General features: G+C 68.7%; 26 protein-coding genes. 10 read left to right on the top strand and 16 right to left on the bottom strand.

Features of this window, described 5'->3' with window-relative positions; genetic code table 11:
• Position 1 precedes the first annotated feature (1 nt).
• From DB31_RS37440 to DB31_RS49335, 4 genes are all read right to left on the bottom strand, one after another.
• Positions 2-685: a hypothetical protein gene (locus DB31_RS37440; protein WP_044197233.1), complete on the bottom strand. Its 684-nt coding sequence runs from the start codon at positions 683-685 to the stop codon at positions 2-4.
• Position 686: 1 nt separating this feature from the next.
• On the bottom strand, positions 687-1376 hold the full coding sequence (locus DB31_RS37445; RefSeq protein ID WP_044197235.1) for a DUF2339 domain-containing protein: 690 nt from the start codon (positions 1374-1376) through the stop codon (positions 687-689).
• Between the two features lie 132 nt (positions 1377-1508).
• Positions 1509-2534 carry an amidohydrolase family protein gene (locus DB31_RS37450; RefSeq protein ID WP_044197237.1) on the bottom strand — a complete coding sequence of 342 codons (1026 nt, stop codon included), beginning with the start codon at positions 2532-2534 and terminating at the stop codon, positions 1509-1511.
• A 197-nt stretch (positions 2535-2731) separates the two neighbouring features.
• Positions 2732-2902, bottom strand: a complete 171-nt coding sequence (locus DB31_RS49335) for a hypothetical protein (RefSeq protein WP_157232362.1) — start codon at positions 2900-2902, stop codon at positions 2732-2734.
• A gap of 229 nt (positions 2903-3131) precedes the next feature.
• Between DB31_RS49335 and allB the strand changes: the two genes are divergently transcribed.
• The 6 genes from allB to DB31_RS37480 all read left to right on the top strand — a co-directional run bounded on the left by allB (position 3132) and on the right by DB31_RS37480 (position 9401).
• Positions 3132-4484, top strand: a complete 1353-nt coding sequence (gene allB, locus DB31_RS37455; RefSeq protein WP_044197239.1) for an allantoinase AllB — start codon at positions 3132-3134, stop codon at positions 4482-4484.
• 36 nt (positions 4485-4520) lie between these two features.
• Positions 4521-5537, top strand: coding sequence for an allantoicase (alc, locus tag DB31_RS37460; RefSeq protein WP_044197241.1), 1017 nt, complete (start codon positions 4521-4523; stop codon positions 5535-5537).
• The gene (gene uraD, locus DB31_RS37465) at positions 5534-6046 is read left to right on the top strand and encodes a 2-oxo-4-hydroxy-4-carboxy-5-ureidoimidazoline decarboxylase (protein WP_044197243.1); all 513 of its coding nucleotides are present in this window, start codon (positions 5534-5536) and stop codon (positions 6044-6046) included. The genes alc and uraD overlap by 4 nt, the downstream gene beginning before the upstream one ends.
• Positions 6043-6387 (top strand): hydroxyisourate hydrolase, encoded by a 345-nt coding sequence (gene uraH, locus DB31_RS37470; protein ID WP_044197245.1) that lies wholly within the window; start codon positions 6043-6045, stop codon positions 6385-6387. Before uraD ends, uraH begins: the two co-directional genes overlap by 4 nt.
• Before the next feature lie 6 nt (positions 6388-6393).
• A complete protein-coding gene (locus DB31_RS37475) occupies positions 6394-7767 on the top strand; it encodes a DUF6986 family protein (RefSeq protein ID WP_044197247.1) in 1374 nt (457 codons plus the stop codon).
• A 92-nt stretch (positions 7768-7859) separates the two neighbouring features.
• Positions 7860-9401 carry a urate hydroxylase PuuD gene (locus DB31_RS37480; protein WP_052420558.1) on the top strand — a complete coding sequence of 514 codons (1542 nt, stop codon included), beginning with the start codon at positions 7860-7862 and terminating at the stop codon, positions 9399-9401.
• Here the strand turns inward: DB31_RS37480 and DB31_RS37485 are convergent.
• Positions 9398-10300, bottom strand: coding sequence for a LysR family transcriptional regulator (locus DB31_RS37485; protein ID WP_044197248.1), 903 nt, complete (start codon positions 10298-10300; stop codon positions 9398-9400). The genes DB31_RS37480 and DB31_RS37485 overlap by 4 nt on opposite strands.
• Positions 10301-10420: 120 nt before the next feature.
• Here DB31_RS37485 and DB31_RS37490 point away from each other — a divergent pair, with 120 nt between their 5' ends.
• Positions 10421-11032: a pyridoxamine 5'-phosphate oxidase family protein gene (locus DB31_RS37490; RefSeq protein WP_044197251.1), complete on the top strand. Its 612-nt coding sequence runs from the start codon at positions 10421-10423 to the stop codon at positions 11030-11032.
• 157 nt (positions 11033-11189) lie between these two features.
• Here DB31_RS37490 and DB31_RS45605 read toward each other — a convergent pair whose 3' ends face one another.
• The 6 genes from DB31_RS45605 to DB31_RS37520 form a co-directional block, all read right to left on the bottom strand.
• Entirely contained in the window at positions 11190-12803 is a 1614-nt protein-coding gene (locus DB31_RS45605; RefSeq protein ID WP_075306416.1) for a serine/threonine protein kinase, read from the bottom strand.
• A 60-nt stretch (positions 12804-12863) separates the two neighbouring features.
• Positions 12864-13931, bottom strand: a complete 1068-nt coding sequence (locus DB31_RS37500) for a DUF2804 domain-containing protein (protein ID WP_044197253.1) — start codon at positions 13929-13931, stop codon at positions 12864-12866.
• Between the two features lie 85 nt (positions 13932-14016).
• A complete protein-coding gene (locus DB31_RS47310) occupies positions 14017-14535 on the bottom strand; it encodes a DUF2378 family protein (RefSeq protein WP_075306422.1) in 519 nt (172 codons plus the stop codon).
• A 124-nt stretch (positions 14536-14659) separates the two neighbouring features.
• Complete coding sequence (locus tag DB31_RS37510) at positions 14660-15832, bottom strand: ABC transporter permease (protein ID WP_044197255.1); 1173 nt, start codon at positions 15830-15832, stop codon at positions 14660-14662.
• Positions 15829-16563 (bottom strand): ABC transporter ATP-binding protein, encoded by a 735-nt coding sequence (locus DB31_RS37515; RefSeq protein ID WP_044197257.1) that lies wholly within the window; start codon positions 16561-16563, stop codon positions 15829-15831. Before DB31_RS37515 ends, DB31_RS37510 begins: the two co-directional genes overlap by 4 nt.
• A gap of 13 nt (positions 16564-16576) precedes the next feature.
• A complete protein-coding gene (locus tag DB31_RS37520; protein ID WP_420806739.1) occupies positions 16577-18061 on the bottom strand; it encodes an alpha/beta hydrolase in 1485 nt (494 codons plus the stop codon).
• A 55-nt stretch (positions 18062-18116) separates the two neighbouring features.
• On the opposite strand from DB31_RS37520, the gene DB31_RS37525 reads away from it, so the two are divergent.
• The 3 genes from DB31_RS37525 to DB31_RS37535 all read left to right on the top strand — a co-directional run bounded on the left by DB31_RS37525 (position 18117) and on the right by DB31_RS37535 (position 20118).
• Positions 18117-18935, top strand: a complete 819-nt coding sequence (locus DB31_RS37525; protein WP_044197261.1) for an LEA/WHy family protein — start codon at positions 18117-18119, stop codon at positions 18933-18935.
• 106 nt (positions 18936-19041) lie between these two features.
• Positions 19042-19482: a hypothetical protein gene (locus tag DB31_RS37530; protein WP_044197263.1), complete on the top strand. Its 441-nt coding sequence runs from the start codon at positions 19042-19044 to the stop codon at positions 19480-19482.
• A 6-nt stretch (positions 19483-19488) separates the two neighbouring features.
• A complete protein-coding gene (locus DB31_RS37535; RefSeq protein ID WP_044197264.1) occupies positions 19489-20118 on the top strand; it encodes an EcsC family protein in 630 nt (209 codons plus the stop codon).
• Between the two features lie 2 nt (positions 20119-20120).
• Here the strand turns inward: DB31_RS37535 and epsF are convergent, their stop codons facing one another.
• The 5 genes from epsF to DB31_RS46125 all read right to left on the bottom strand — a co-directional run bounded on the left by epsF (position 20121) and on the right by DB31_RS46125 (position 24435).
• Complete coding sequence (gene epsF, locus DB31_RS37540; protein WP_063769300.1) at positions 20121-21752, bottom strand: response regulator EpsF; 1632 nt, start codon at positions 21750-21752, stop codon at positions 20121-20123.
• A 143-nt stretch (positions 21753-21895) separates the two neighbouring features.
• Entirely contained in the window at positions 21896-22492 is a 597-nt protein-coding gene (locus DB31_RS37545) for an HAD family hydrolase (RefSeq protein ID WP_075306418.1), read from the bottom strand.
• A gap of 5 nt (positions 22493-22497) precedes the next feature.
• A complete protein-coding gene (gene trxA / locus DB31_RS37550) occupies positions 22498-22881 on the bottom strand; it encodes a thioredoxin (RefSeq protein WP_044197267.1) in 384 nt (127 codons plus the stop codon).
• Between the two features lie 13 nt (positions 22882-22894).
• Entirely contained in the window at positions 22895-23218 is a 324-nt protein-coding gene (locus tag DB31_RS37555; RefSeq protein ID WP_044197268.1) for an FKBP-type peptidyl-prolyl cis-trans isomerase, read from the bottom strand.
• Positions 23219-23364: 146 nt separating this feature from the next.
• Positions 23365-24435, bottom strand: a complete 1071-nt coding sequence (locus DB31_RS46125; RefSeq protein ID WP_205628634.1) for an outer membrane protein — start codon at positions 24433-24435, stop codon at positions 23365-23367.
• Positions 24436-24456: the final 21 nt, after the last annotated feature.

The following is a 24456-nucleotide window of genomic DNA, read 5'->3' on the forward strand; positions in this document are numbered from 1 at the left end:
GTCAGGGAGCCCCTTCCGCGCCAGCGCGTGTGAGCGTCACGGCCTCGGGCGTGCCTTCCGGCCAGCGCCAGAGCACCATCCGCTGGCCTGGAGTGTCACAGAGCTCGATGCGCCGGCCTCCCGGATGCCGGAAGTAGAGCGAGCGGGTCCCCTTGAAGCCCGAGTCCGCCGGTAGCTCCTGGGAGGGGACCACTTCCCGGTCCACCCGCCAGTGCCGCACCACGGGTTTCTCTCGCAAGTGGCGGTGCACCTCCAAGACCAGGCTGTCCACGCCCACCACGCTCCAGTCGAGCATGAGCTCCTTGCCGAACTGCCGCCGCTCGCTGAGCAGCGGATAGGCACGGCCTCCCACGTAGGCTGTCGCGTCGACCTTGGCCCCATTCAGGGAGTCGAGGAAGGCCACCTCCATGCGGACGGTCCCTTTCGGCACCTGGAACGCGTACACCATGCGCCCGAGCTGCCGCTCGTGGGCTCCCCGGTACGTGTCCGGTGGATCCACCTGCGAGAGGAGCGTGGGCTCTCCGGCTCGGAACTGCTCGAGGCCTTCAGGGGCCGCGAGCGCGGGGGCCTCTGCGGGCAGCTCCACCCGCTTCCACCCCGCGGTCTGATCCGAGGGGACATAGCAAGGGCCCGTAGGCACCGCCGACAGGAGCAGCGCGCTGGCCAGGGAGATCATCGGTCCCATCTCAAGCGCTCCGAGCCGCGTTCCGGGCCGAGAGCCACGCGCCGCCCAGCATCAGCATGCCGGCGCCCGCCAGGCCCGCCACGCGCAAGGTGCCGCTGAGGTGCGTGGTGTCGTAGGCCAGCGCCTTGCCCACCGCGATGGCGATGAACGCAAAGCCCGCGTCACGGATGACGCCCTCACCGCGCGCGCGGCCATGCAGCACCAGCGCGACACCCGCGACGAGCCACCCCAGGGTGAGCACCAGTCGGCGGCCCACGTCATCTCCCGCGAAGCCCATCGTGAGGAAGTGGAAGTAGAAGGCCCACGAAGCGGCGATGGCCGCGGCCGTCAGCCCGTACCAGAGGAGCACGGACTGCACGCGGTCCTTCTCCCCACCCACGCGCCGCGAACGCCACACGGAGAGCATCGCGGCCACGAGTGTCACCGCCAGGCCGGCGAGCAACAGGCCGGACTTGGTGGCCGCGTACCACGCGCCTCCCAGCACGGCACAGGTGAGCACCGCGATGGGACCGGCGAGGGGCCGCTCCTGGGGAACTCCCGCCAGCGCCAGCCCCGTGGCCCCCACCGCCACGACGGCCAGCAGCATCTCCATGGGGACCTGCAGGTCTCTCCAGAGGAACACCGCCGCCAGCCCCATCAGCCCCACGCCCGCGACAGCCAAGACACGCACATCCCACTTCGTTCCGTTCACTTGGGTTCTCCTCCGTGTGCCAGAGGAGATTGCAGCGAGCGGGCCAGCGGCTGACGCACGGCGGCATGCGGGGTTAGGGGCGCGGTTGTGCAGACCGGTGTGCAGCGGCGAGCACATCCGGCAGTGCACACGTCACTTCGCGGACGCACCCTCCATCCGCAGGAACCGCGCGGCGTTGTTGTAGAGGATGTCGCGCTTCTGCGCCTCGCTCAGGAACGGCGCCTGCTCGATGAGCTGGAGGGCCTTGGGGACGACACCGGGCCACACCATCTGGTCCGACCCGAACATGACCCGGTTCCCGAACCCCGCTTCGACGAGGCGCTGGAGGTACCGGTAGAACTCGGCCTTGGGCAGCGCATAGATGATGACGCCCGTGTCCACGTAGACCTGCGGATGCGCCCACATCACCGCGAGCATGTCGTCGAGCATCGGCCAGCCCGCGTGCATGACGTAGATCCGCAGCTTGGGGTGCTTCATGAGCACCTCCTCGAGCGCCAGCGGCGAGTGCATCCGGGCGCGGTACTTCTCGAACCCCAGGTATGGCGCTCCCGGTGGCCCTGCCCCAATGTGGATGCCCACCGGCACATCCAGCTCCTCGGCCAGCGCGAGGTAGGGCTCGAAGGCCGGGTCATTGGGTTCGATGCCGCCGTACTGGTTCGTCACCTCGGCGAGCGCCTTGTAGCGCCCCTCCTTGAACCACTGCCGTACCGTCTCCACCGAAGGATGCTGCGGATCCGCCAGGTTGAAGTACAGCGTGGGCACGATCCGGGTGGGCTCGGCGGCATGCCACTTCTCCACAAGGCCCTCGGCGCCGCCGCTCGTCAGGGCCGTGATGTTGTAGCGCCGCAGCACCTCGATGCTCTCGCGCATCACTGCCTCGTCTGTCGTCTGCGACCACACCGGATCACTGCAAGTGGGCTGCTTGAGCCACACGGTGAACGGCTCTGCCCACGGCTTGCGCGGATCCCATACCGGAAGGGACTCACCCGACACGCACATGGCGAGCGGGGGAGGGCCCTGCTCCTCCGCTCCCGTGGCGTGGAAGTGCACGTCGATGATGGGCTGCAATGAAGTGTCGCGCTGGGGCGCGTGTGCGCACGCTCCGAGCAGCAGCCCTCCAGCCATGAAGACGAAGCCAACGAATACCCGCCGGTTCATGCCGCCGATGCTGCCCGCTTTGGCCCGGGGTTGCTATGGCCTCCATCGAGGCAGGAGCGCGGGCACCTTGCGGGACCAAGCCGCGAATGCCGCCGGGAAGTGGAGCGCGCGCATCCGGTCCTCCTCGTGCACGCCTTCTTCTCAGCCGCGGGGTTGTACTCGAGCACCTTCAAGTCCCACGTGCTCCGGCACGTGTCTCAGTCCACGTACTCGCCCACCAGGTCGAGCGGGATGGCCGGGATGAAGTAGAGCGTGAAGAACCGCCGCACGCGCTTCTGGTGATAGCCCTGCTCCGCGCTGCAGCGCGGGCAGTGAAAACGGCCCTCGGCGTGGTTGTAGGTGACGCCGCGAGTCCCAAAGATGATCATGATTCCCCCCCCTGGTGGAAAGGCCGCGCACGCTACACGCTGCCCGTGATTCCACCCAATCCCCCCTCCTGAGCGGCGCTGGACGAGCGCCGGAAACACGGGGGGTGTAAACAGACCCGGCCGAGGGGGACCTCGTCCCCCTCGAGTAGGTTGTCCAGACGCGAGAAGCACGTGATTTGACTACACTCGTGCTTCCTCGATCGTATCCCCTCACGAAGGAGCTCGAGCCTTGAACGGAGGACCCTGGGTACTGGCCAGCCGCCGCGTCGTCACCGACAGCGGTGTGCAGGAAGCCGCAGTGGTGGTGAAGGACGGAAAGGTGGAGGCGGTGGTGCCGCCCCAGAGCGCGCCGCAGGGCCTGCCAGTGACGGACGTGGGCAACCACGTGGTGATGCCCGGCGTGGTGGACTGCCACGCACACATCAACGAGCCCGGCCGCACCGAGTGGGAGGGTTTCGAGACGGCCACGCGCGCGGCGGCCGCCGGGGGCATCACCACCGTGGTGGACATGCCCCTCAACTCCATCCCCGCCACCACGTCGCGCGAGGCGCTGCGCATCAAGGCCGCCTCCGCCGAGGGCCGCTGCGCCATCGACTACGGCTTCTGGGGCGGCGTCATCCCCGGCAACGCGGGCGAGCTGGAGGGCATGGTCGACGCCGGAGTGACGGGCTTCAAGTGCTTCCTCATCCAGTCGGGCGTGGACGAGTTCCCCCACGTCACCCGCGAGGACCTGGAGCGCGCCATGCCCATCCTCGCGCGGCGGGGCGTGCCGCTCATCGTCCACGCGGAGCTCACCGAGCACGAGGCTCCACCCCAGGGCGACACGCGCGCCTACGAGAGCTACCTGAAGTCCCGCCCCCGCCGCTGGGAGGATGACGCCATCCGGATGATGATCGACCTGTGCCGCAAGCACCGGGGCCGCGTCCACATCGTTCACCTGTCCTCCTCGGATGCGCTGGCGGACATCTCGGCCGCGAAGAAGGAGGGCCTGCCCTTCACCGTGGAGACGTGCCCCCACTACCTCACCTTCGACGCGGAGCACATTCCGGACGGCGCCACCCACTTCAAGTGTGCCCCGCCCATCCGCGAGGCGGAGAACCGCGAGAAGCTCTGGGCCGGGCTCGCCCAGGGCGACATCGACATGGTGGTGTCGGACCACTCGCCGTGCACCCCGGCCCTCAAGCACCTGGACCGCGGAGACTTCGCGGCGGCGTGGGGCGGCATCGCCTCGCTCCAGTTCAGCCTGCCTGCTGTGTGGACGGGCATGCGCCAGCGCGGGCATGGAGTGGAGGAGCTCGTCCGGTGGATGTGCCGCAACCCGGCCCGGCTCATCGGCCTGGAGGGCGTGAAGGGCACCCTGGCCCCTGGCGCGGACGCGGATCTGCTCGTGTTCGACCCGGAGGCCTCCTTCACCCCGGAGCCCTCGGGCGTGCTGCACCGCCACAAGCTCACGCCGTACGCGGGGCGCGCACTCCAGGGCGTGGTGGAGCGCTCGTGGGTTCGAGGGGTTCCCGTTTATTCACGAGGTCAACCCTTACCCCGTCCTTCAGGTCAGTGGGTGCGCCGTCCTGGCGCGGCATGATCATTCGCGTAAGGTATTGGCAGGAGGAGTTCCCGCATGCAGACCCCCGAGGAAGGCAAGGTGCGCGTCGCCTTCGCCGAGCTCATTGACTTGGCCGCCGAGAAGGTGGGCGGCAAGGCCCTACTCGCCAATGACGAGTTCTTCGCCCCCAAAGAGAACCTGCTCAAGCCGGGCCGCGGCGTGTTCATCCCGGACAAGTACACCGAGTTCGGTAAGTGGATGGACGGCTGGGAGACGCGCCGCAAGCGCGTGCCGGGCTACGACTGGTGCATCCTCCAGTTGGGCCTGCCGGGCGTCATCCGCGGCGTGAACGTGGACACCCACCATTTCCTCGGCAACTTCCCCGAGTACGCCTCGGTGGACGGGCTGGAGGTGGAGGGCTCGCCCGACCCTGAGTCGCTCACGGGCGCGGCGTGGACGGAGATCGTCCCGAAGACGAAGCTGGTGGGCGGCACGCAGAACTACCTGCCCGTGGCCAGCGACCGGCGCTTCACGCACGTGCGCCTCAACATCTTCCCGGACGGCGGCGTGGCCCGCTTCCGCGTGCACGGCGTGGTGAAGCCGGACCTGGCGAAGCTGCGCTCGGGCGAGTTGGTGGACCTGGCGGCGGCGGAGAACGGCGGCATCGTCATCACCACGAATGACGCGTTCTTCGGGCCCAAGGACAACCTCATCCTCCCGGGACGCGCCGTGACGATGGGCGAGGGCTGGGAGACGCGCCGCAAGCGCGTGCCGGGCTTCGACTGGATCGTCGTCAAGCTGGCCGTGCCGGGCACGGTGCACAAGCTGGAGCTCGACACCAACCACTTCAAGGGCAACTACCCGGACATGGCCTCGGTCGAGGGGTGCTTCCTGAAGGAAGACATCCTCGACTTCGCCAACGCGAAGGACATCGCCTGGCAGGAGATCCTCCCTCGCACGAAGCTGCAGGCGCACCACCAGCACTTCTACGAGTCCGAGCTGCGCGCCCAGGGGCCCTTCACCCACGTGCGCCTGAACATCTTCCCGGACGGCGGCATCAGCCGGCTCCGGGTCCACGGGCGTCCTGCGTGAACAAGCTCGAGTGGCTCAATGGGCTGTCCCTCGAGGACGCCCAGGCGGAGCTCCTGCGGTGCTGCGGCTCGCACCGCTGGGCGGACGCCATGGCGCGGGCGCGTCCCTTCAAGGACGTGCCCTCCGTGTATGCGGAGGCCGGTTGGCTCTGGTCCCAAACGGGGCCAGAGGACTGGAAGGAAGCCATCTCTCACCACCCGCGCATCGGCGACGTGGAGAAGCTGCGCGAGCGCTTCAAGGCCTCCGGCGCCTGGTCCGAACAGGAGCAGAAGGGCATGGAGGGCGCCACCGAGGATGTGGTTCAGGCGCTCGCAGACGGCAACCGCGAGTACGAGGCGCGCTTCGGCTTCACCTTCCTCATCTGCGCCACGGGCAAGAGCGCCCGGGAGATGCTCGAGCACCTGCGCGAGCGCATGACGAACCCGCCGGCTCTAGAGCTGCGCATCGCAGCCGGCGAGCAGGCGCAAATCACCCGCCTTCGATTGGAGAAGCTCCTCACCTCGCCATGAGCACCCTGTCCACCCACGTCCTCGACACGCAGTGGGGCCGCCCGGCGGCCGGAGTCCCCATCACCCTGGAGGCCCAGGACGGCACCGGCGGCTGGCGCGAGCTGTCCAAGGGCACCACCAACTCGGATGGCCGCGTGAAGGACTTCCTGCCCCCGGGCACGAACCTGCAGCCCGGCCTGTACCGGATGACGTTCCACACGGCGGACTACTTCCGGACGCACTCGGTGCGGGGTTTCTATCCGTACGTCTCCGTGGTGTTCGAGATCCACTCCGCGGGTGAGCACTACCACGTGCCCCTGCTGCTGAGTCCCTTCGGCTACTCCACGTACCGTGGTAGCTGAAGGGGGATGACGCCGAAGCTCTCCTCCCGCATCCCGGCCGCGCGTGCGGCGCTGACGAAGTCCAACCAGGAGTACACCCAGGTGTACCCGGGGGAGTCTCCGAGCCGCCAGCCCGTGCACACGGTGTACGGCGGGGCGCAGCTCTTCAAGGCGGAGACGGCGCGGAAGATGGGTCAGCTGGCGCTGGCGGCGCTGCGCGAGCACGCCCCAGATGCGAAGACGTTGGCCACGTGCCTGAGCCTGCCGGAGCACGACGGGTTGGCCACGCGGGTATACGAGCGCGTGGTGGCCAAGCTCGAGCGCGAGCCGGTGGAGGACCTCCGCATCGACTTCGAGGATGGGTACGGGTACCGGCCGGACGCGGAGGAGGACGGGCACGCGGTGTCCGCCGCGGAGCAGCTGGCCCGGGGCCTGGCGGAGGGTCTGCTTCCGCCCTTCGTGGGCATCCGCATCAAGTCGCTCACGGAAGAGCTGTTCGAGCGGGCCTCGCGCACGCTGGAGCTGTTCGTCACCACGCTGCTGGAGCGCACGGGCGGCAAGTTACCGGCGAACTTCGTCGTCACGCTGCCCAAGGTCCTCTCGCCCGAGCAGGTGACGGCGCTGGTGCGCATGCTGGAGGTGCTGGAGCAGGACAAGGGTCTGGCGCCGGGCACGCTGAAGCTGGAGCTGATGGTGGAGACGCCGCAGTCCCTGTTCGACCGGCAGGGACGGCTGGCGCTGCCATCGCTGGTGGCGGCGGCCGAGGGGCGCTGCGTGGGGGCGCACCTGGGCGTGTATGACTACACGGCCACGCTCAACATCACGGCGGCGTACCAGAGCATGATGCACCCGGCCTGCGACTTCGCGCGCCACGTGGCGCAGGTGTCGCTGGCGGGGACAGGGGTGGCGCTCTCGGATGGAGCCACCAACGTCATGCCCGTGGGGCCGCACAAGCGCGACGGAGGGCGCGTGCTCACCGAGGCGCAGCAGCAGGAGAACCGCGAGACGGTGCACCGCGCATGGCGGCTGGCGTACGAGCACACGCGGCACTCGCTGGAGCTGGGCTACTACCAGGGGTGGGACCTGCACCCGGCGCAGCTGCCGGTGCGCTACGCGGCGGTGTACGCGTTCTTCCTGGAAGGCCTGGATGCGGCCTCGCGCCGGCTCAAGAGCTTCATGGAGAAGGCAGCCCAGGCGACGCTGCTCGGGGACGTGTTCGACGACGCAGCCACGGGCCAGGGGCTGCTGAACTCATTCCTGCGCGGCATTGCCTGCGGCGCCATCACCGAGGAAGAGGCCCTGGCGACGGGGCTCTCGCTGGAGGAGCTGCGCAGCCGCTCGTTCCTGAAGATCCTCGAGGGCCGACGCAAAACCGAGTCCACCCGCGCAACACACGCTTAGGCGGGCATGTTGTCCCGAGGGCCCTCCTCCTCTATCGTCCTTTGCCCGCGCCGCGCTCCCGCGCGCTCCGCCGCTCTCCGAGCCGAGACCTGATGAACCCCGTCGTCCAGGAATGGCTGAACCTCGTTGTCCGCTGGGCCCACGTGATTGCCGCCATCATGTGGATCGGCGACTCGTTCCTCTTCATGTGGCTGGACAGCCAGCTGCGCAAGCCCGGCCGCCCCCTCGAGGGTGAGGTCGTCGGCGAGCTGTGGATGGCTCACAGCGGCGGCTTCTACGAGGTCGTCAAGCGCAAGAGCCTCCAGGCCCTGCCGACCCCGCTCCACTTCTTCAAGTGGGAGTCCTACTCCACCTGGATCACCGGCTTCCTGCTGCTCATCATCGTCTACTACATGGGCGACCGCGCGATGCTCACCGACGCGAGCTCGCCCCTGTCTCATGGGCAGGCCGTCCACATCAGCCTCGGCCTCATCATCGCGGGCTTCATCGTCTACACCGGGCTCTGCCACACGCCCCTCATCCGCGACAACCGCGCGTTCGGCGCCGTGGGCTTCGTCCTCATCACCGCCGCCGCCTACGGCATCACCCAGGTCTTCACTCCGCGCGCCGCCTTCCTCCAGGTGGGAGCCATGCTCGGCACCATCATGGCCTCCAACGTCTTCCGCATCATCATCCCCGCCCAGCAGGAGATGCTGGCCGCCACGCGGGAGGGCCGCCCGGTCGATACCTCGTACGGCGCCCGCGCCAAGCTGCGCTCGACGCACAACCACTACCTGACGCTGCCCGTGCTGTTCACCATGCTGTCCAACCACTTCCCGGTGCTCTACGGGCACCCGGAGCCGTGGGCCATTCTCGCCCTGCTGTTCCTCGCGGGCGCTGGCGTGAAGTACATCATGAACTTCCGCGCCCAGACTCACCCGGTGGTGTTCGCCGGCACGGTGGGCGCCATCGTCACCGTCGCGGCCATCACTGCCCCGAAGTCCGTCGAGATCGACTCCGCGCTCGCCGCGGGCCCCAAGGTCTCGTTCGCCACGGCGCAGACCATCGTCCAGACGCGCTGCGTGACGTGCCACGCCGAGAAGCCCACCAACCCGTCCTTCACCGCACCGCCCCTGGGCGTGATGCTCGACACCCCCGAGCGCCTGAAGGCCCATGCCCAGCGCATCTTCGTGCGCGCGGTACAGACCCATACGATGCCGCTCGGGAACATGACCGCCATGACCGAGGAGGAGCGCAAGCAGCTCGGGGCGTGGGTCGCTCAGGGCTCGGACATCCTGGCTCCCGGTCCGGCAGCGGTGCCCACCGCCGCGCCTGTGGCCGCCCCCACGTATGCCAGCGCCGCCGAGGAGGCCCGTGTGGCCTTCACCCAGCGGTGCGTCCCCTGCCACGGTGCCGAGGGCCGCGGCAACGGTCCCTCCGCCGCAGCGCTGAACCCGAAGCCCCGGAACTATCGTGACCCCGAGTGGCAGAAGTCCGTCACGGATGAGCGCATTGCCCTGACCATCCTCATGGGCGGCGCCGCCATGGGGAAGTCGCCGAGCATGCCGGGCAACCCAGACCTCACCGAGAAGCCCGAGGTCGTCTCCGAGCTGGTGAAGTTGCTGCGCTCCTTCGGCCAAGAGGGCAATCCCTAGGTCCGCGAGCCGAGCCTCTTCCGCAGCCGCTCGGCCGCGAACTCTAGGAAGGCCGCCGCCGCCCGGCTCTGGGGACCGGGCAGGTGCACGAGGTGCACCGGAACCGGCTCTGGCTCGAACAGCTCGAGCACCACGCGAAGCCGCTTGTCCGCGAGCAGCGAGTCCACCTGATAGGAGAGGACCCGCACCAGCCCCACTCCGGCCAGCGCGGCTTCGATGCCCGCTTGCGCCGTGTTGACGATCAGCCGTGCGTGCACGGCGACGCTCCGCTCCCGCTTCCCACCGCTCGGGAAGGACCACCGGTCCGCGATGGGCGTCGTGTTCGTGAACACAATGCACGCGTGGCTGGCCAGCGCCTCCGGATCCTTCGGCACGCCCGCGCGCTTCAAGTACGCCGGGCTCGCGCAAATGACCGAGCGCACGTGGCCGACGAGGCGGGCCCGCAGCGCCGAGTCAGGAAGCGCCCCGATCCGCACGCCCAAGTCCATGCCCTCCTCGGCCAGCGAGACCACGCGATCCAGCAGGGTGAGCCTCAGGTCCAGCTGGGGATGGGCCTCCAGGAACTCGGCCACCACCGGCACGAGGTGGAGCTGTCCGAACAGCACCGACGCCGTCACGGACAGCATGCCGCGCAGCTCGGTCCGAGCGTCCGAGGGTGCTTCGAGGAGATCGAACTCCCCCAGCGCACGGCGGCTGCGCTCAAGGTAGCGCTCGCCTTCCCCCGTGAGCGAGACAGAGCGAGTGGTCCGGTTCAGCAAGCGCGTGCCCAGCCGATTCTCCAGCGCGGCGATGGCCCGGGTGACGCTCTGAGGGGAGCGCGAATGGGCACGGGCCGCCTCGATGAAGCTCCCCAAGCTCGCGACGGACACGAAGAGGCGCCACTCCTCGACTCGATCCATTATTCCACTCCCTGGAATACTGTTACCACGGGCGCGCCATTGTTGTCGAAGTGGGAACTCCGTACCTTGGTCTCCAGAGCGGACTCCCCCGAGCCGCCGGATACCTGGAGGTTCTTTCCGATGAATCCCCCTTCGAGCGATGTGGCCTTCTCCCCGGCGGTGAAGCAGGTGCAGAGCGAGCGCGGCTCCCGGGCCGCGTACTCCCGGATGGAGCGCGACGGTGGCTTCGAGACCGAGGTGACGGAGAGCCTGCGCGCGTTCCTCGCGCAGATAGACACAGGGTTCCTGGCCACCGCGAGCGCCGAGGGGCAGCCGTACATCCAGCACCGAGGCGGTCCCCGAGGCTTCATCCGGGGGCTCGACAGCCACACGCTCGGGTTCGTCGATTTCGTGGGCAACCGCCAGTACATCTCGACGGGCAACCTGTCCGAGAACAATCGGGTCTGTCTCTTCCTCATCGACTACGCGCGCCAGCGCCGCGTCAAGGTCTGGGGCACGGCGCGGACCGTCCCCGCGACGGACGAGCTATTGGCCCAGCTCGCTCCCGCTGAATACCGGGCGCGCCCCGAGCAGGTGGTCCTCATCACGGTGAGCGCTTGGGACGTGAACTGCCCAAAGCACCTCCCGCAGAAGCTCGATGCCGCCGAGGTGGCGCAGGCGCTCCAGCGGCTGGAGAATCGCATCGCCGAGCTGGAAGCCGAGAACCGCCGCCTCCGAGGGGCTCGCCCGTAGCCAGGCGGCCCCACAGGCCTTCTCTTCCTCGGCGCCACTCGGCCGTCCGCTCGCGCTCGCCGCCATGATGCCCCGCCTGGAGAGCCTCCCGGCTGAACCCCTTGGAGGCCCTGCGGACCGAGTAGGCCCCACGCGGCCCACCGCTCACGGCCCGCGCCTACAGGTACTCCACCGCGCAGCTCTTCCCATCGAACGTGACGACCGTGCGCCGGTCGGGCCTCACCTTCACGACGCAGCGGGCGGTAGTGCCGCCGCTGATGAAGAACTCGGCCGTGTGCGTCCCCGCTGCCATGCGCTGAATCGAGATCGGCAGCGCCTCACGTCCGCGGCCCGGCAGCTTCACCTCCACGGCGGTGCCTGTCGTCGCCTTGATGCGGAGGACGCCCTCGCCCGTCAGTACCTCCTCGGGCGCGGGCGCGGGAGTCTTCGCCGTCACTGAAGGCGTGGGCGCCGAGGCGGGAGACGGACGGCGGGTCTCCCGGCGCGTCCGCTCACGGCCCGGCTTGGGAACAGGCACCACCTCGTCCTCACTGAGAGACGGCGCGCTGCTTGGCGAGGCCTTCACCTCGGGAGGCACCGAGTCGCGCGGAGCCGCCTCCGCGACCGCCACCTTCGGCGGAGTGCTCGGTGGAGTGGGAGGCGTCACCTCCGTCACCGGGTGCGGCACCGGCTTGGGGCGCTGCAGCCCCTTCCACACCACCAGCCCTCCTCCCACGAGCGCCAGCGCCGTCACCACCCCGAGTGCGGCCCTCACCGGCTGCTTCTGCAAGAACGCCGGCTCTCTCGGCCGCGAGGGCGTGTTGGGCACGCCCACCAGCGAGCCGCGCGGCCGCTTCACCCCCGTGGGGATGACCGAGAACGCGCCGGACTGCTCCTGCACGTACCCCGCGAGCGATGACGGGCCCACGGCCAGCCCCGCTCCAAGCGCCGCCGCCTCCAGGTCCTCGCGCATGGCGGCCGCGTCGGGGTACCGGTCCTCGGGCTTCACCTGCAGGGAGCGGCCCACGACCGCGTAGAAGCCTCGCGGCAGACCGGGGCACACGCGCTCCAGCGGCTCCCACTTGCCCTTCACCAGCGCGGAGTGGCGCTCGGTGACGTTGCTGTTCACGTCCAGCGGCGTGGTGCCCGCAGCCAGCTGGTACAGGGTGATGCCCAGCGAGAACAAGTCACTGCGCCCATCCAGCTTCTTCCCCATGGCCTGCTCGGGAGAGAAGTAGCCCGCCTTGCCCTTCGTCGTCCCCACCTGCGTCAGGTTGCGGTTGGTGGCCGCCTGCGCAATGCCGAAGTCGATGAGCTTCAGCGTCCCGTTGGGCGCCAGCAGGATGTTCTGCGGCGACACATCCCGGTGCACCAGCTCCTGGTGCGCATGCACGGCCTCCAGCGCCGCGCAGGTGAAGATGCCCACCGCCAGCAGTCCCTCATCCGTGAGCCGCTCGCCGCGCGAGTGCAGCGTCCGCGCCACCGTGGACAACGGCGCGCCCGTCACCAGCTCCATGGCCATGTAGAGCAGGCCGTCCACCTCGCCGACTTCATAGATGTGGGCGATGTTGGGGTGGTTCAGCGTGCAGGCCGTGCGGGCCTCGTCCAGGAACATCTCCCGGAAGTCCGCCGACTCCGAATACTCCGGCCGGATGACCTTGAGCGCCACCGGACGGGAGATGCCTCCGGTGAGCGTCTGCTCCGCACGGTACACCTCGGCCATCCCGCCCTGGGCAATCAGGCGAGCGACGCGGTACCTGCCAACGACAGTGCCAGACGAGAGGGAGGACAAGATCGGCCCCCAAGCCTAGCAGGGCCCGCGCCGGGCTCGTAGCTGCCCCCGCGGGTAGGCTCACCAGATCATGTCCTGTTCCTCGGTCACTCCGGGCACGTTCGACAGGGTGTACGTGCGGCCCCCCGCCTTCACCGTGCCCTCGAAGAGGCCCACGGGCTGCGCGAAGTGGCTCACCACCAGCCGCAGGTCCTTCTCATCCCGGTGGACGTAGATGGGCTTGAAGCGCAGGTCCACCGCGCCATCCACCGTCGTCACCCGCCATGGATCGAGCAGCTCCTTCGGGTCGTACTCGAAGCGCGCGGGCGCCAGCGGGTAGAGCCGATCCCCCACCCAGAAGCCGCTCTCGTTGTGTCCGTCCTTCTCGTTGAAGCCCTCAGCGAAGTTGAAGCCGGTGGGCGTGCCATCCGCCAGCCGGCCCGCGGCGAAGGCCCACCGCCACGCGGTATGCCGCGCCAGGTAGCCCTGCGTGTAGTCCAGGCCGCCCACGCCCCCGTCCAGCCGGAAGTGCTTGCCGCCCACCTCCAGGCTCCCCAGCGCCAGCAGCCCGCCGCGCTTCTGCGTCACGTTCACCAGCCCGTCGCCCTCCACGGGCGCAATCAGCGTGAGCGCCGGAGGCCCACCGGCCACCAGCAGCTCGCCGCGCCACTGGAAGGTCTGGAGGCTCCCGGTCCTCACGCGGCTCACGTCCACCTCGAGCTGGTAGCGCTCGTCGTCCTCGCCCCGGCGCGCGGACAGCCGGCCTCCCAGCGTCCGGAAGGAGGCGGTCAGCCCGGCACCTGGCCGGTCGCTCACCTCCACCCATGGGCCGGGTGCGCCCAGGAAGCTCACGTCACAGAGCGGCCGGCGCTCCTGGAGATCCACCGCGACAGCGAAGGCGCTCGAGGTGTAGCCCAGGTCCACCACGGCGAAGAGGGCCGCAACCTCGGGGGTCGCGGCGAAGGTGTAGAGCCAGCGCTTGCGCTTGAGCAGGCGGGCGGCCACGGCGAGCGCCCAGCGGCCTCGGAGCCGGCCCAGGTCCACCTCGGGTAGCTCGCCCTGGTACTTCCCAAAGCACGGCTCACCTTGCGTCGTCGCCACGGACTGCGGCACGGGGGGGAGGAGGGACATCTCTCGCTCGGGTCTCATCCCTCGCATTGTGCTGGGTTGGCTCCGCGCCCGCCACGGAACCCGACCTGCGAGGATCGATCCCGGACAAACCGGCCCCTCGGGGCTACCAGGTGATGTGCAGATCGAAACTGATCGGCGACGTCGGGGCCACGCGGATGACCGGGGTGACGCGCGCCATCCGCAGCGCCTCCTCGAGCAAGCCACAGAGGAAGTAGGGCGACAGGCCCACGCCGGTGCGGAACTCCATGCGGAACTGGCGCTCGGAGACCTGCACGGCGTTCACGACGATGGGCGAGGAGTCGAACCGCAGGTGCTCCGGAAACTTCTTGAGGAAGCGCGCGGGCCCCAGCAGCGGCACGCTCACGGACACCACACGGCCCAGCACCGTCTGCCCGAAGCCCTGCACGAACTGCTGCCCGAGCCGCCGCCGCCCCTCCTCCACCGTGAGCCCCGGGTAGAAGTGCTTGCAGGCGATGTCCAGGCACTGCCGGAACAGCTTCAGCGGGTACTGCGGCAGCAAGTCGTCCCGATCGAAGCCAGCCTCGCGCATCTCCGCCTCGAAGCGCTCGTTGCGCGGCAGCCCATGCACGAACAATCCCTCGAAGAGGATCGCTCGCGTCATGGGCTCGACGGCCAGGGGAGGCGGCGTCAACGGGCTCGTCCGCATACCGCGCAGACTCACACCATCCGCCGCCAAACGGAAGTCTTCGCCCGCACTCCGCGTCAAATGGACTGAACGCACCGCGTCACGCCCGGCCGAAGATGATGCGCTCTTCGGCCAGGAGGCGCGTGGTGAGCATGAGGCAGCCGGCCGCCGCGGCGGCGCAGCCAACGACTCCCAGGAGGAACGGGATGGGCCCCACGGCCTGGCCTCGCATCACCTCGCCAATGAGGAGCTGCTGGCCGAAGACGGGGACGATGTACATCCACAGCTGGCTCTGGATGGGAGAGACGGCCAGCAGCATGCCGGGGAGCATGGGCAGCAGCAGCAGGAGCTGGATATAGGTCTGCGCTTCCTTGAAGGAGCGAGCGTAGGTGGACACCAGCATCTGTCCCGCCGAGGCGAAGAAGGCCAACGGCACCACGGTGGCCAACATGCCCAGCACGGCGGCGGCGTCGAAGCGCGCCTTCACGCCCAGGTCCTGCAGGGGCACGCTCTTGACGGCGAGGAGGAAGGCCCCGAGGCACACGCCGATGGCCACGCACGCAAGCACCACGGTGGTGAGCCACTTGCCCGTCACCACGGCGCCGCGATGCACAGGGTTGAGGAGCAGGGGCTCCAGCGAGCCGCGCTCGCGCTCACCGGCCATGGCGTCGATGGCCACGTTCATCCCGCCCATGAAGGCGGCGAACACGAGGAAGATGGGGATGATGTTGAGAACGTTCGCGGCCATGCGCTCGGGAGTGGCCAGGTCCACCTCGTCCACGCGGACGGGGGTGGCCAGCTCGGGGGCCACGCCTCGGGCGAAGAGACGCTCAGCGCCCAACATGCCCGAGTAGCCCTGGAGCAGGCTGGTGAGGCGACGAACGGTGGAGCGGGCCTGGTTGCGCGAGTTGTCCACCACGAGCTGCACCGAGGCGGTGTGCCCGGAGGAGAAGTCCTTGCCGTAGTCCGAGGGGATGATGAGCACGGCGTCCAGCTTGCCGGCCTGAATCTGCGCCTCGTAGTCCGCGGGCGCGTCCGCGAGGGTGGCGCCCTGCCTCTGGAGGAAGGCCATGAGGCTGGGAGCGTTCTCGCGGCCGATGATGGAGACCTCGAGTGGCTTGCCCTCACGGAACCACGAGGCCATCACCGTGAACATGACGGCGAAGATGACGGGGCCAATGAGGGGGCCGGCGAGCGCGCTCGTCACCGAGCGCCGATCCCGGAGGTGGTCCTTCATCTCCTTGCGGAAGACGGTGCCGATGAGCTTCCTCATTGCATCAACCCCTGGTCAGTTCCGATGACGGACACGAAGGCCTCCTCGAGGCTCTCCTTGCCGGTGCGGGCGCGCAGCTCGTCCGGAGTGCCCTCTGCGACCACGCGGCCCCGGGCCACGACGACGATGCGGTCACACAGCGCGCCCACCTCCTGCATGACGTGGCTGGAGAAGAGGATGCAGTGGCCCTGCTCCTTGAGGCGGCGGATGAGAGTGCGCACGGCGCGGGTGCTCATGACGTCGAGCCCGTTGGTGGGCTCGTCCAGCAGCACGTTGCGCGGGTTGTGCACGAGCGCGCGGGCCAGGGCCACCTTCATGCGCTCGCCCTGGCTGAAGCCCTCGGCGCGCCGGTCGGCGATGTCCTTCATGTCCAGCAGCTCGATCAGCTCGGCCACGCGCTTGTCCAGGAGCGAGCCGGACAGCCCATGAAGCTCTCCGGCGTAGCGCGCGTGCTCACGGGCCGTGAGGCGCGGGTAGAGGCCGCGGGCGTCCGGCAGCACGCCGATGGCGCGGCGCACCTCCAGGGGCTTCTCGGCCACGTCCAGGCCGTCGATGCGGGCGGCGCCCCGGTCGGGCCGGACGAGCGTGTAGAGCATGCGAAGCGTCGTCGTCTTCCCGGCGCCATTGGGGCCGAGCAGGCCGGTGACGACACCGTCCGCCGCAGAGAAGGACACGTCCTCCACCGCCGTCACCGCGCCGAAGCGCTTGTGCAGGTTGCGCACTTCAATCATTGGAGTGTTCCCATCACGGCACCGGGCCTGCGAAGGACGTGAAGAACGGCGGGCGCGTCAGGTCCGAGGCGCAGGTGGACTTCAGCCCATCCACGGTGCCCTGCTTCACGAAGTCCGCCATCAACGACTGCACACAGCCCAGCACCGCCGTGTTGTGCCCCACTCCCGGCACCACCACATGCAGGCTGTGGCTCAGCGTCTTCTTCGCCTCCTCGCCCCACGAGGGCGGCGTCACCGGATCCAGCTCGCCGGACAGCAACAGCGTGGGCACCGAGGACGTTACGGGATCCCGATATCCCTCGGGCACCGTGCCCTTCGGCCATACCTTGCAGGGCTCGAGAATGTTGCGGATCTGCTGCGCACCGAACCACGTGCCCTTTGCCTCACGCACAATCGCCTCGTCGGTGATGAAGGGCGCGTCCTCCGCGCAGACCACCGAGAAGAACATGCCGTGGCTGATCGTATCGCTCATCCCGCCTGAGATTCCCTGGCTCAGCGCGATGAACGGCGCCCAGTCGCCCTTCGTCGCCCGGTCCAGCATCAGCGGCACCAGCGTGGCGATCTCCGGCGAGTAGAGCTGGCCGAACATCATCTGCAGGAACGCGTGCCGGGACAGAGTGAACTCCTCCGGAACCCCCGTCAGCGGGTGCTTCACCTGCACCTTCTCCGGCGCCTGCGCCATCCGCTCCAGCAGCGCCTCCACCCGCTTCTTCAGGTCGGGGAACGCCTGGGCGCAGTTCACGTCCTTCTCACAGTGCTCGAAGAGCAAATCCAACGCCCGCTGCCCGTCCCTCGGCATGTAGAGCGGCAGGTACAGGCTCATGGGCGCCACGCCATCGAGGATCGCCGAGCGCACCCGGTCCGGGTGCTGCCGCATGTACACCAGCGCAGCACGCGTCCCGTACGACACCCCCCACAGGTTCAGCTTCTCGTAGCCCAGCGCCTCGCGCACCTCATCCAGGTCCTCCATGGCGATGGGCGTGGTGTAGAGGCGCGGGTCCGCGTCATAGCCCTTCAGGCACTTCTGGAAGTCCTCCTCGCGGAATGCGTCATCGAACTTCTCCGCAAGCCCGCTGTCCTCGGGATCCGGTGCGCACTTCAGCGCTCCCGAGCCGCCCGTACCCCGTTGGTCCACCAACAAGATGTCTCGGTTGCGGTGGATGCGGTCCACCATCTGCAAGATCGTCACCTTCGAGGCCGCCTGCCCCGGGCCTCCCGCCAGCAGCACCAGCGGATCCGGCTCCGCCGAGGCTGCCAGTGCGGGCACTACCACCACGCGCAGAGGAATCTTCCGCCCCTGCTTCGCCACCCGGTCCTCGAAGACTTCATAGGTGCCGCACAGGGTCTGGTACTCAATGCCCTCGACGCGGCAGGAGCTCAGCGCCACCTTGGGCGCGGACGGCTCCGATGGACTCCGGCTGCACGCCGCCGCGAACACCCCCACGGACACCAGGAGCAGGACGAGGCGTGGGACAGGGTTGGGGGTTTCGCCAGGCACGCGCATCCTCCATCATTAGCCACCTGGACTTACCACTGCTAAGCCCTGGCCCACCATGAAACGAACGCTCTTCCTGCTCCTGTCCCTGTCGCTCGTCACCCTCACCGGCTGCGCCACGCTCAAGAAGCTCTTCAAGAAACCCACCGTCACCTTCAAGACCGCGCGCCTGTCCAGCGCCTCGCTCTCGGACGCCACCGTGGACGTCGTCTACGAGGTGCGCAACCCCAACACCTTCGGCCTGTCGCTCGCCAAGGTGGACTACGCCTTCTTCGTCGAGGGCAAGCAGGTGGTGGCCGGCGCCCCTCGCAACGGACTCAACCTCAAGGCGCATGACAGCAGCGAGCTCGTCTTCCCCGCCAACGTGAAGTTCGCGGACATCGTCCCCGTGGTGGAGACGTTCCTCAACAAGGACCAGGCCCTCTTCAAGGTTCAGGGCAGCGTGGGCATCAACACCCCCATCGGCGTCCTCTCCTTTCCCCTGGAGAAGGAGGGCACCTTCGAGGTCCCCAAGATTCCCAACGTCCAGTTCGAGGCTCCCCGCATCACCAACCTCTCCATCAGCGGAGCCACGGTGGAGTTCCCCCTCAACATCACCAACCGCAACAGCTTCCCGCTGCCCGTGGCCGGCCTCGCCGGAGACCTCAAGGTGGCCGGCGCCAGCGTGGGCACCCTCTCCACGGGCGACCTGGGCATGCTCGACGGCGGCGGCACCCGCCAGGTGACGCTCCCGCTGCAGATCAACTTCGCCCGCGCCGCCTCGGCCGCCACCGCGCTGCGCTCGGGCAACGCCCAGGTCAACCTGAGCGGGCGCCTCACCTCCGGCAGCGGCAACGTCCCGCTCAACATTGGCCAGCTGCTGCAGTTCAAGCGCTGAGCTTCTGACGCGACGGGCCTTGCGCCCTTTACCCTCCGGCTCGCGCTCTGCCATGCTCGGGGCCTCCCCGCGCCATGTGCGGCACGAGCCCTGGAGGGACGACACGATGAAGAGGATGTGGGTGGTGAGCGGCCTGATGCTCTCGGTGGTGGGCTGCTCTCGCATCGAGACCCGGCCCAACCCTCAGGACGAGGACACGCTCTTCGGCAGCCAGGTCCCCTACGTCAAGGCGCCTCCGGTGGACCGCTGCTCCTCCCACAAGAAGTCCGCGGCGGGCGCGAGCTGCGAGGACGCTCGCTACCTGGGCACCGAGTACACCCGGCGCCTGGCTGTGGGAGATGAGGTGTGCCTGGAGGGCGGTTACGGAGACGACGTGGGGCCGAGTTGCAAGGCCCGCGCGGCCGTCATCGACACGGGCCCCAACGGGGTGAAGCTGGAGATCCGCAGCGCCAAGCCGGACTCGCGCTGGTTCAACTCGGAGATGCGCCACGCCTGGTACGAGGAAGGCGCCTTGGTGGACCTGTATCTGGCCGAGCGGGGTTATTAGAGAACCATGGCCTTCTACGATGACTTCGTCGAGCGCCTCAGCGCGCTCAAGAGCTTTACTCCCGCCGAGGCGAAGAAGCTGGCGAGCGCCAAGCTGTCGGACATCGTCCTGCAGGAGATCGCCCGCTCGCGCCAGCGCATCACTGACTTGGAGAAGCGCTTCCCCTCGGCGGGCCCCAAGGAGCTGGCCCAGCACCTCATCGACGGGAAAAAGGGGCTGGCCAGCATGGCCGGCGGCATCAGCGGCGTGTTCGGCCTCATCTCCGTGCCCGCTGACCTCGTCTTCATGTCGTGGCTGCAGATCATCCTCCTGGTGGACGTGGCCACGCTCTACAAGGTGAACCTCAAGAGCGAGCGCACCCGGGGCGAGCTGCTGGACTTGTTTGGCTACGCCAATGGGCTGGGTCCGATGCAGCGCTCCAGCCCGAAGGTGCTCAGCGGGCTGGCGGCGAAGCTGCTGGTGAAGGGGGGCCTGCCCACGCTGGGCCGGGCCATGCCTCTGGTGGCCGCGCCCATCACCGCCTACCTCAACAACCAGCACATCCAGTCGGTGGGCGAGCAGGCCGTGCGCTTCTACGAGGGCTTCGACAAGGCCCACGCCAAGGCGCGCGGCGCCCGCGAGAAGAAGACGGGCTGAAGCTAGGGCGAGACTGGCACGGCCTCGCCTCGCTCCTCTGATGGCTGGCGGTTCCACCGGGGCTCTTCGTTCGAGGGCGGGCGCGGCTCTGGAGGAAGCACGACGTGGAAGGTGCTCCCCTCCCCCGCCTGCCCGGTGGACTCCGCCCAGATGCGGCCTCCGTGCCGCTCGACGATGCCCCGGGCGATGCTCAGCCCCAGCCCCAAGCCTCCATAGGAAGTGCCGTGCGCCTGGCTGAACCGCTCGAAGACGAGGCGCAGCTTGTCCGGAGGAATCCCCAGGCCTCGATCCCGGACCCACACGTGGAAGAGCGCTCCCTCCTTTCGCGCCTCCACGGTGATGAGCCCTCCATCGGGTGAGTAGCGCAGGGCATTGGAGATCAGGTTGGTGAAGACCTGCTCCAGCCGCTGGCGATCTCCCGTGAGCACCAGCCCCTCGGGGACTCGCACCTCGATGCGCCAGCTCCCTTCGAAGGGCTGGAGGTGCTCGGCCACCTCGGTGAGCAGCTCGCGCAGGTCCACCTTGCCCTTCTCCAGGCTCAGCTCCCCCCGCTGGAGCTTGCTCATGTCGAGCAGGTTCTCCACGAGCCTCGCCATCCGGTCCACGCTGCGGGTCAGCCCCTGGAGCGCCCGCTCCACGCCCTCGCCCATGCCGCTGCTCCCCTTGAGCCGCGCCAGGTAGACGAAGCCCCGAGCCGCCTGCAGGGGCGTGCGCAGCTCATGCGCGGCCATGGTGAGGAAGATGTCCTTCGCCTCGTTGGCCGCCTGCAGGGCCTCGATGGCGCGCCGGCTGTCATCGATGTCCGTGGCGGTGACGATCCACCCCGTGAGCATGCCCTCCTCCAGCTCCGGGAGCATGCGGCCCATGAACCAGCGATAGGTGCCGTCACGGTTGCGGCGAATCCGGTACTCCACCACCGAGGGCTGCCCCGTCTTGTGCGAGTGCTCCCAGGCTGCCTGGGCGCGCGGCAGATCCTCCGGGTGGAGGGTGGCGTCGACGGCGTTCCAGCTCCGGCCCTGCTCGGGGGTCAGCCCCGCGTACTCCAGCCAGCACCGGTTGGTATAGGTGATGGCACCATCCGGGAGCATGGCCCAGACGAACAGCGGCAGCGCGTCCACCAGCGAGCGAAAGCGCTGCTCGCTCTGCCGGGCCAGCATTCTCCGCTCCAGCTCCCACAGCGCGGCCTCCTGACGCTGGAGCCGCTGTTGCTGGAGGAAGAGCGACACGAACACCTCCACCTTCCAGCGCAGCACGTCCGGGTTGAAGGGCTTCACCACGTAGTCCACCGCGCCGTGCTCGTAGCCGTGGACCAGGTCCGACTCTTCGCGGCTGTGCGCGGTGAGGAAGATGATGGGCGTGTAGCGCGAGCGCTGCCGCTGACGGACCAGGCGCGCCGTCTCGAAGCCGCTGAGGTCCGGCATCTGCACGTCCAGGAGGATGACGGCGAAGTCCTCGCGCAGCAGGTGACGCAGCGCCTCCCGGCCCGAGCTCGCACGGACGAGTCGCTGACCCAGCGGCTCCAGGATTGCCTCCAAGGCGATCAAGTTGGACGGGTGATCGTCCACCAGCAGGATGCTGGTGGTGAGGGGCTCGGACTGAGAGGTGTACTGGGAGGTATTGGTGGAGCCTTCCACGTCCGTCCTCCTGCGGGTCGCTGGCATCGTCCTGAGGTCCAACTGGGTAACGCTGGACATGGGCCAGAATTGCTCCGCCCGCCTGACTGCCTCCCAGGCAGACACCTGGGACGCTGCCCCGCTGGCAGTGCTCAAGAGGGGGCTCAGAGGTGCGCGAGCAGCTCGCCCAGCGCCTCGATGCGCGCATCCCCGTCCAGGCCGAGGCCCACGAAGCGCACGCCCGCTGCCCCTGCCGCGCCCCGGTCATAGCGGGAGTCACCCACCATCAGCGCCTCGCCAGCCGTGGCTCCGAGCTTCTCCAGCGCGTAGAGCACCAGATCCGGCGCGGGCTTCGAGCGCGGCACCAGGTCCGCACACGCACTGCATTCGAAACAGTCCGCCAGCTGGGCGGCTTCCAGCAGCGTGGAGGCCAGCGGTGACACTGTGTTCGTCACCACCGCACGTCCCAGTCCGCGAGTGCCCAGCAGCTCCAACAACCCCCGCGCCTCCGGGTTCACCCAGACGTGCTCCGCGTAGCGTGGGAAGTGCTCGATGTAGAAACGGTCCAGCTCGGCGGGCGTACAGCGCAGCCCGAACACGCGCACGTCCGCCTCGGTGCCCTGCCCGAAGGTGGGCTGGAACTCCTCGCGTGTCACGGGGCTGCCGCGGAAGCGCACTCCCGCGGCGGCCACCACATGGGCCCACGCCTCCTCGCTCTTGAGGAGGACGCCATCCATGTCGAACAGAACCGCGCGAAGCACGCAGCTCAGGCCTTCGGCGTCTCGGCCGAGGCGCGCTGCGCCTCCACCTGCCGGCGCACGTCATCCATGTCCAGCTCGCGCACCTTGGAGATCAGCTCCTCGAGCGCCGCCGCGGGCAGCGCCCCGGCCTGCTCGAACAGAAGGATGCCATCCCGGAACACCATCAGCGTGGGGATGGAGCGGATCTCGAACGCCCCGGACAGCTCCTGCTCCGCGTCCGTGTCGATCTTCCCGAAGGTGATGTCCGCGTGCTTACCGGACACCTGCTCATAGATGGGGGCAAAGGCGCGGCAGGGGCCGCACCACGAAGCCCACCAATCCAGCAGGACGATGCCTTGCTTGCCGACGGTGTCCTTGAAGTTGTTCTTGCTGATTTCGATCGTCGCCATTTGTGGCCTCCTCCTACCGCACGTCCAGCAGCTCCACCTCGAAGACGAGCGTGGCGTTGGGGGGGATGACCCCTCCGGCGCCTCGCGCGCCGTAGCCCAGCTCCGGGGGGATGGTGAGCTTGCGCAGCCCGCCCACCTTCATGCCCGCCACGCCTTGATCCCAGCCTTGGATGACATGGCCTGCCCCGAGCGGGAAGGAGAACCCCTGCCCACGGTCCCTGCTGCTGTCGAACGTCTTGCCGTCGGTGAGTGTGCCCACGTAGTGCACCGTCACCTTCTTGCCCGCGACAGCCTCGGCGCCCGTGCCGACCTTCAGGTCCTCCACCTTCAAGCTCATCCACAGCCTCCTGGGAAATTAAGGGGGAAGCCCACCTTAACGCGCTGGAGCGGCGCGCGCTGCTCTAGAAAAGAGACGGCGCGGCACCCTGTTGAGTGGGGGGTGCCGCGCCGCCGGCTCATGTCCTGTATCTCACCTGGCCTGAGCTAGAACGTGCCGCCGATGTTCAGCGTGCCGGAGTACCGGCCGTTCTCGTTGAGGCCCGAGTCCACGCCCACGAAATCCTGGTCGAACAGGAAGTTGTAGTTGGCGCGCAGGTCCGCGGTGAAGCTGCCGATGTGGGTGCGCAGACCGGCGCCCACGGGCACGTTGCCCACGGTGTCATCGCTGAAGCCCGCGGCCGCCGCACCGGCGTTGCGGAAGTTGTAGTCGCTGAGGCCGATGCCGCCCAGCACGTACGGCTGCACCGGAGCCGCGCCCAGGCCGAACGTCACCGCCGCCTGGCCACCGTTGCGGACGAGGTCCGGGCCGCTGCCGCCGATGTCACCCAGGCGCGTGTCCAGGTTGTTCACCGCGCCGCTGTAGCCGAGCTCGATGCCGAATACCTTGGACGGCTTGATGGCCGCCGTCACACCGTACGCGGGACCCGGATTGATCTCCGGAGCCAGGGCGCCCGTGTAGCCCTCCACACCGCCGCCCACCATCAGCGTGAGGCCGCGCATGTTCGCGTTGGACTCCTTCTTCATCTCCCTGCCGGTGTCCTCGGTGATCGGGGTGAAGGCGCCGCTGCTGGGCTCCACCGGCGTCACAGGAGCGGCCGGAGGCGTCACCTGCGGCTCACGCAGGGGCTCGCTCTGGAAGCCGCTGCCGCCCACGTCGGACGACGGGTAGCTCGAGTCGAACGAGCCGCTGCCACCCGTGCCCGCCCCACTCTTCTGCACCGGCTGGCAGCGCAGGATCATGTCACCCTGCTGCGTGGACTGGGTGTTGACACCGGCCTGGCCACTGCCGCCCACGCCGAAGTCATGTTTCACGCCGGACGCCTCGTCCGAGGTGAGGTCCTGCTCCATGCCCACCTGCCCGCTGCCTCCGATGGAGCTGTCCACGGGCTCGGTCTGCACCGTGGCCATGCTGTCACTGCTCACGCTGGACGAATCCATGCTCGCCTGCGTGTCCTTCTTGTCGTAGCCCGGCGGGCAGTCCTTACCGTCACCAGCAAACGCCGCGCCGCCAAACAGCAGCGCCGAGACGGCGCCCACGAGAATCTTCGCTTTCATCCAACCCTCCGTTGTCGGTTG

It is taken from the genome of Hyalangium minutum, from assembly GCF_000737315.1.
GTDB classification, from domain to species: Bacteria; Myxococcota; Myxococcia; order Myxococcales; family Myxococcaceae; genus Hyalangium; species Hyalangium minutum.

Bases quoted from the DNA above. Each gene is read 5' to 3' on its own strand.
- DB31_RS37440 (WP_044197233.1), bottom strand. From the start codon at position 685: ATGGGACCGATGATCTCCCTGGCCAGCGCGCTGCTCCTGTCGGCGGTG.
- DB31_RS37450 (WP_044197237.1), bottom strand. From the start codon at position 2,534: ATGAACCGGCGGGTATTCGTTGGCTTCGTCTTCATGGCTGGAGGGCTG.
- DB31_RS49335 (WP_157232362.1), bottom strand. From the start codon at position 2,902: ATGATCATCTTTGGGACTCGCGGCGTCACCTACAACCACGCCGAGGGC.
- alc (WP_044197241.1), top strand. From the start codon at position 4,521: ATGCAGACCCCCGAGGAAGGCAAGGTGCGCGTCGCCTTCGCCGAGCTC.
- uraH (WP_044197245.1), top strand. From the start codon at position 6,043: ATGAGCACCCTGTCCACCCACGTCCTCGACACGCAGTGGGGCCGCCCG.
- DB31_RS37475 (WP_044197247.1), top strand. From the start codon at position 6,394: ATGACGCCGAAGCTCTCCTCCCGCATCCCGGCCGCGCGTGCGGCGCTG.
- DB31_RS37480 (WP_052420558.1), top strand. From the start codon at position 7,860: ATGAACCCCGTCGTCCAGGAATGGCTGAACCTCGTTGTCCGCTGGGCC.
- DB31_RS37485 (WP_044197248.1), bottom strand. From the start codon at position 10,300: ATGGATCGAGTCGAGGAGTGGCGCCTCTTCGTGTCCGTCGCGAGCTTG.
- DB31_RS37490 (WP_044197251.1), top strand. From the start codon at position 10,421: ATGAATCCCCCTTCGAGCGATGTGGCCTTCTCCCCGGCGGTGAAGCAG.
- DB31_RS37500 (WP_044197253.1), bottom strand. From the start codon at position 13,931: ATGAGACCCGAGCGAGAGATGTCCCTCCTCCCCCCCGTGCCGCAGTCC.
- DB31_RS47310 (WP_075306422.1), bottom strand. From the start codon at position 14,535: ATGACGCGAGCGATCCTCTTCGAGGGATTGTTCGTGCATGGGCTGCCG.
- DB31_RS37510 (WP_044197255.1), bottom strand. From the start codon at position 15,832: ATGAGGAAGCTCATCGGCACCGTCTTCCGCAAGGAGATGAAGGACCAC.
- DB31_RS37515 (WP_044197257.1), bottom strand. From the start codon at position 16,563: ATGATTGAAGTGCGCAACCTGCACAAGCGCTTCGGCGCGGTGACGGCG.
- DB31_RS37525 (WP_044197261.1), top strand. From the start codon at position 18,117: ATGAAACGAACGCTCTTCCTGCTCCTGTCCCTGTCGCTCGTCACCCTC.
- DB31_RS37530 (WP_044197263.1), top strand. From the start codon at position 19,042: ATGAAGAGGATGTGGGTGGTGAGCGGCCTGATGCTCTCGGTGGTGGGC.
- DB31_RS37535 (WP_044197264.1), top strand. From the start codon at position 19,489: ATGGCCTTCTACGATGACTTCGTCGAGCGCCTCAGCGCGCTCAAGAGC.
- trxA (WP_044197267.1), bottom strand. From the start codon at position 22,881: ATGGCGACGATCGAAATCAGCAAGAACAACTTCAAGGACACCGTCGGC.
- DB31_RS37555 (WP_044197268.1), bottom strand. From the start codon at position 23,218: ATGAGCTTGAAGGTGGAGGACCTGAAGGTCGGCACGGGCGCCGAGGCT.
- DB31_RS46125 (WP_205628634.1), bottom strand. From the start codon at position 24,435: ATGAAAGCGAAGATTCTCGTGGGCGCCGTCTCGGCGCTGCTGTTTGGC.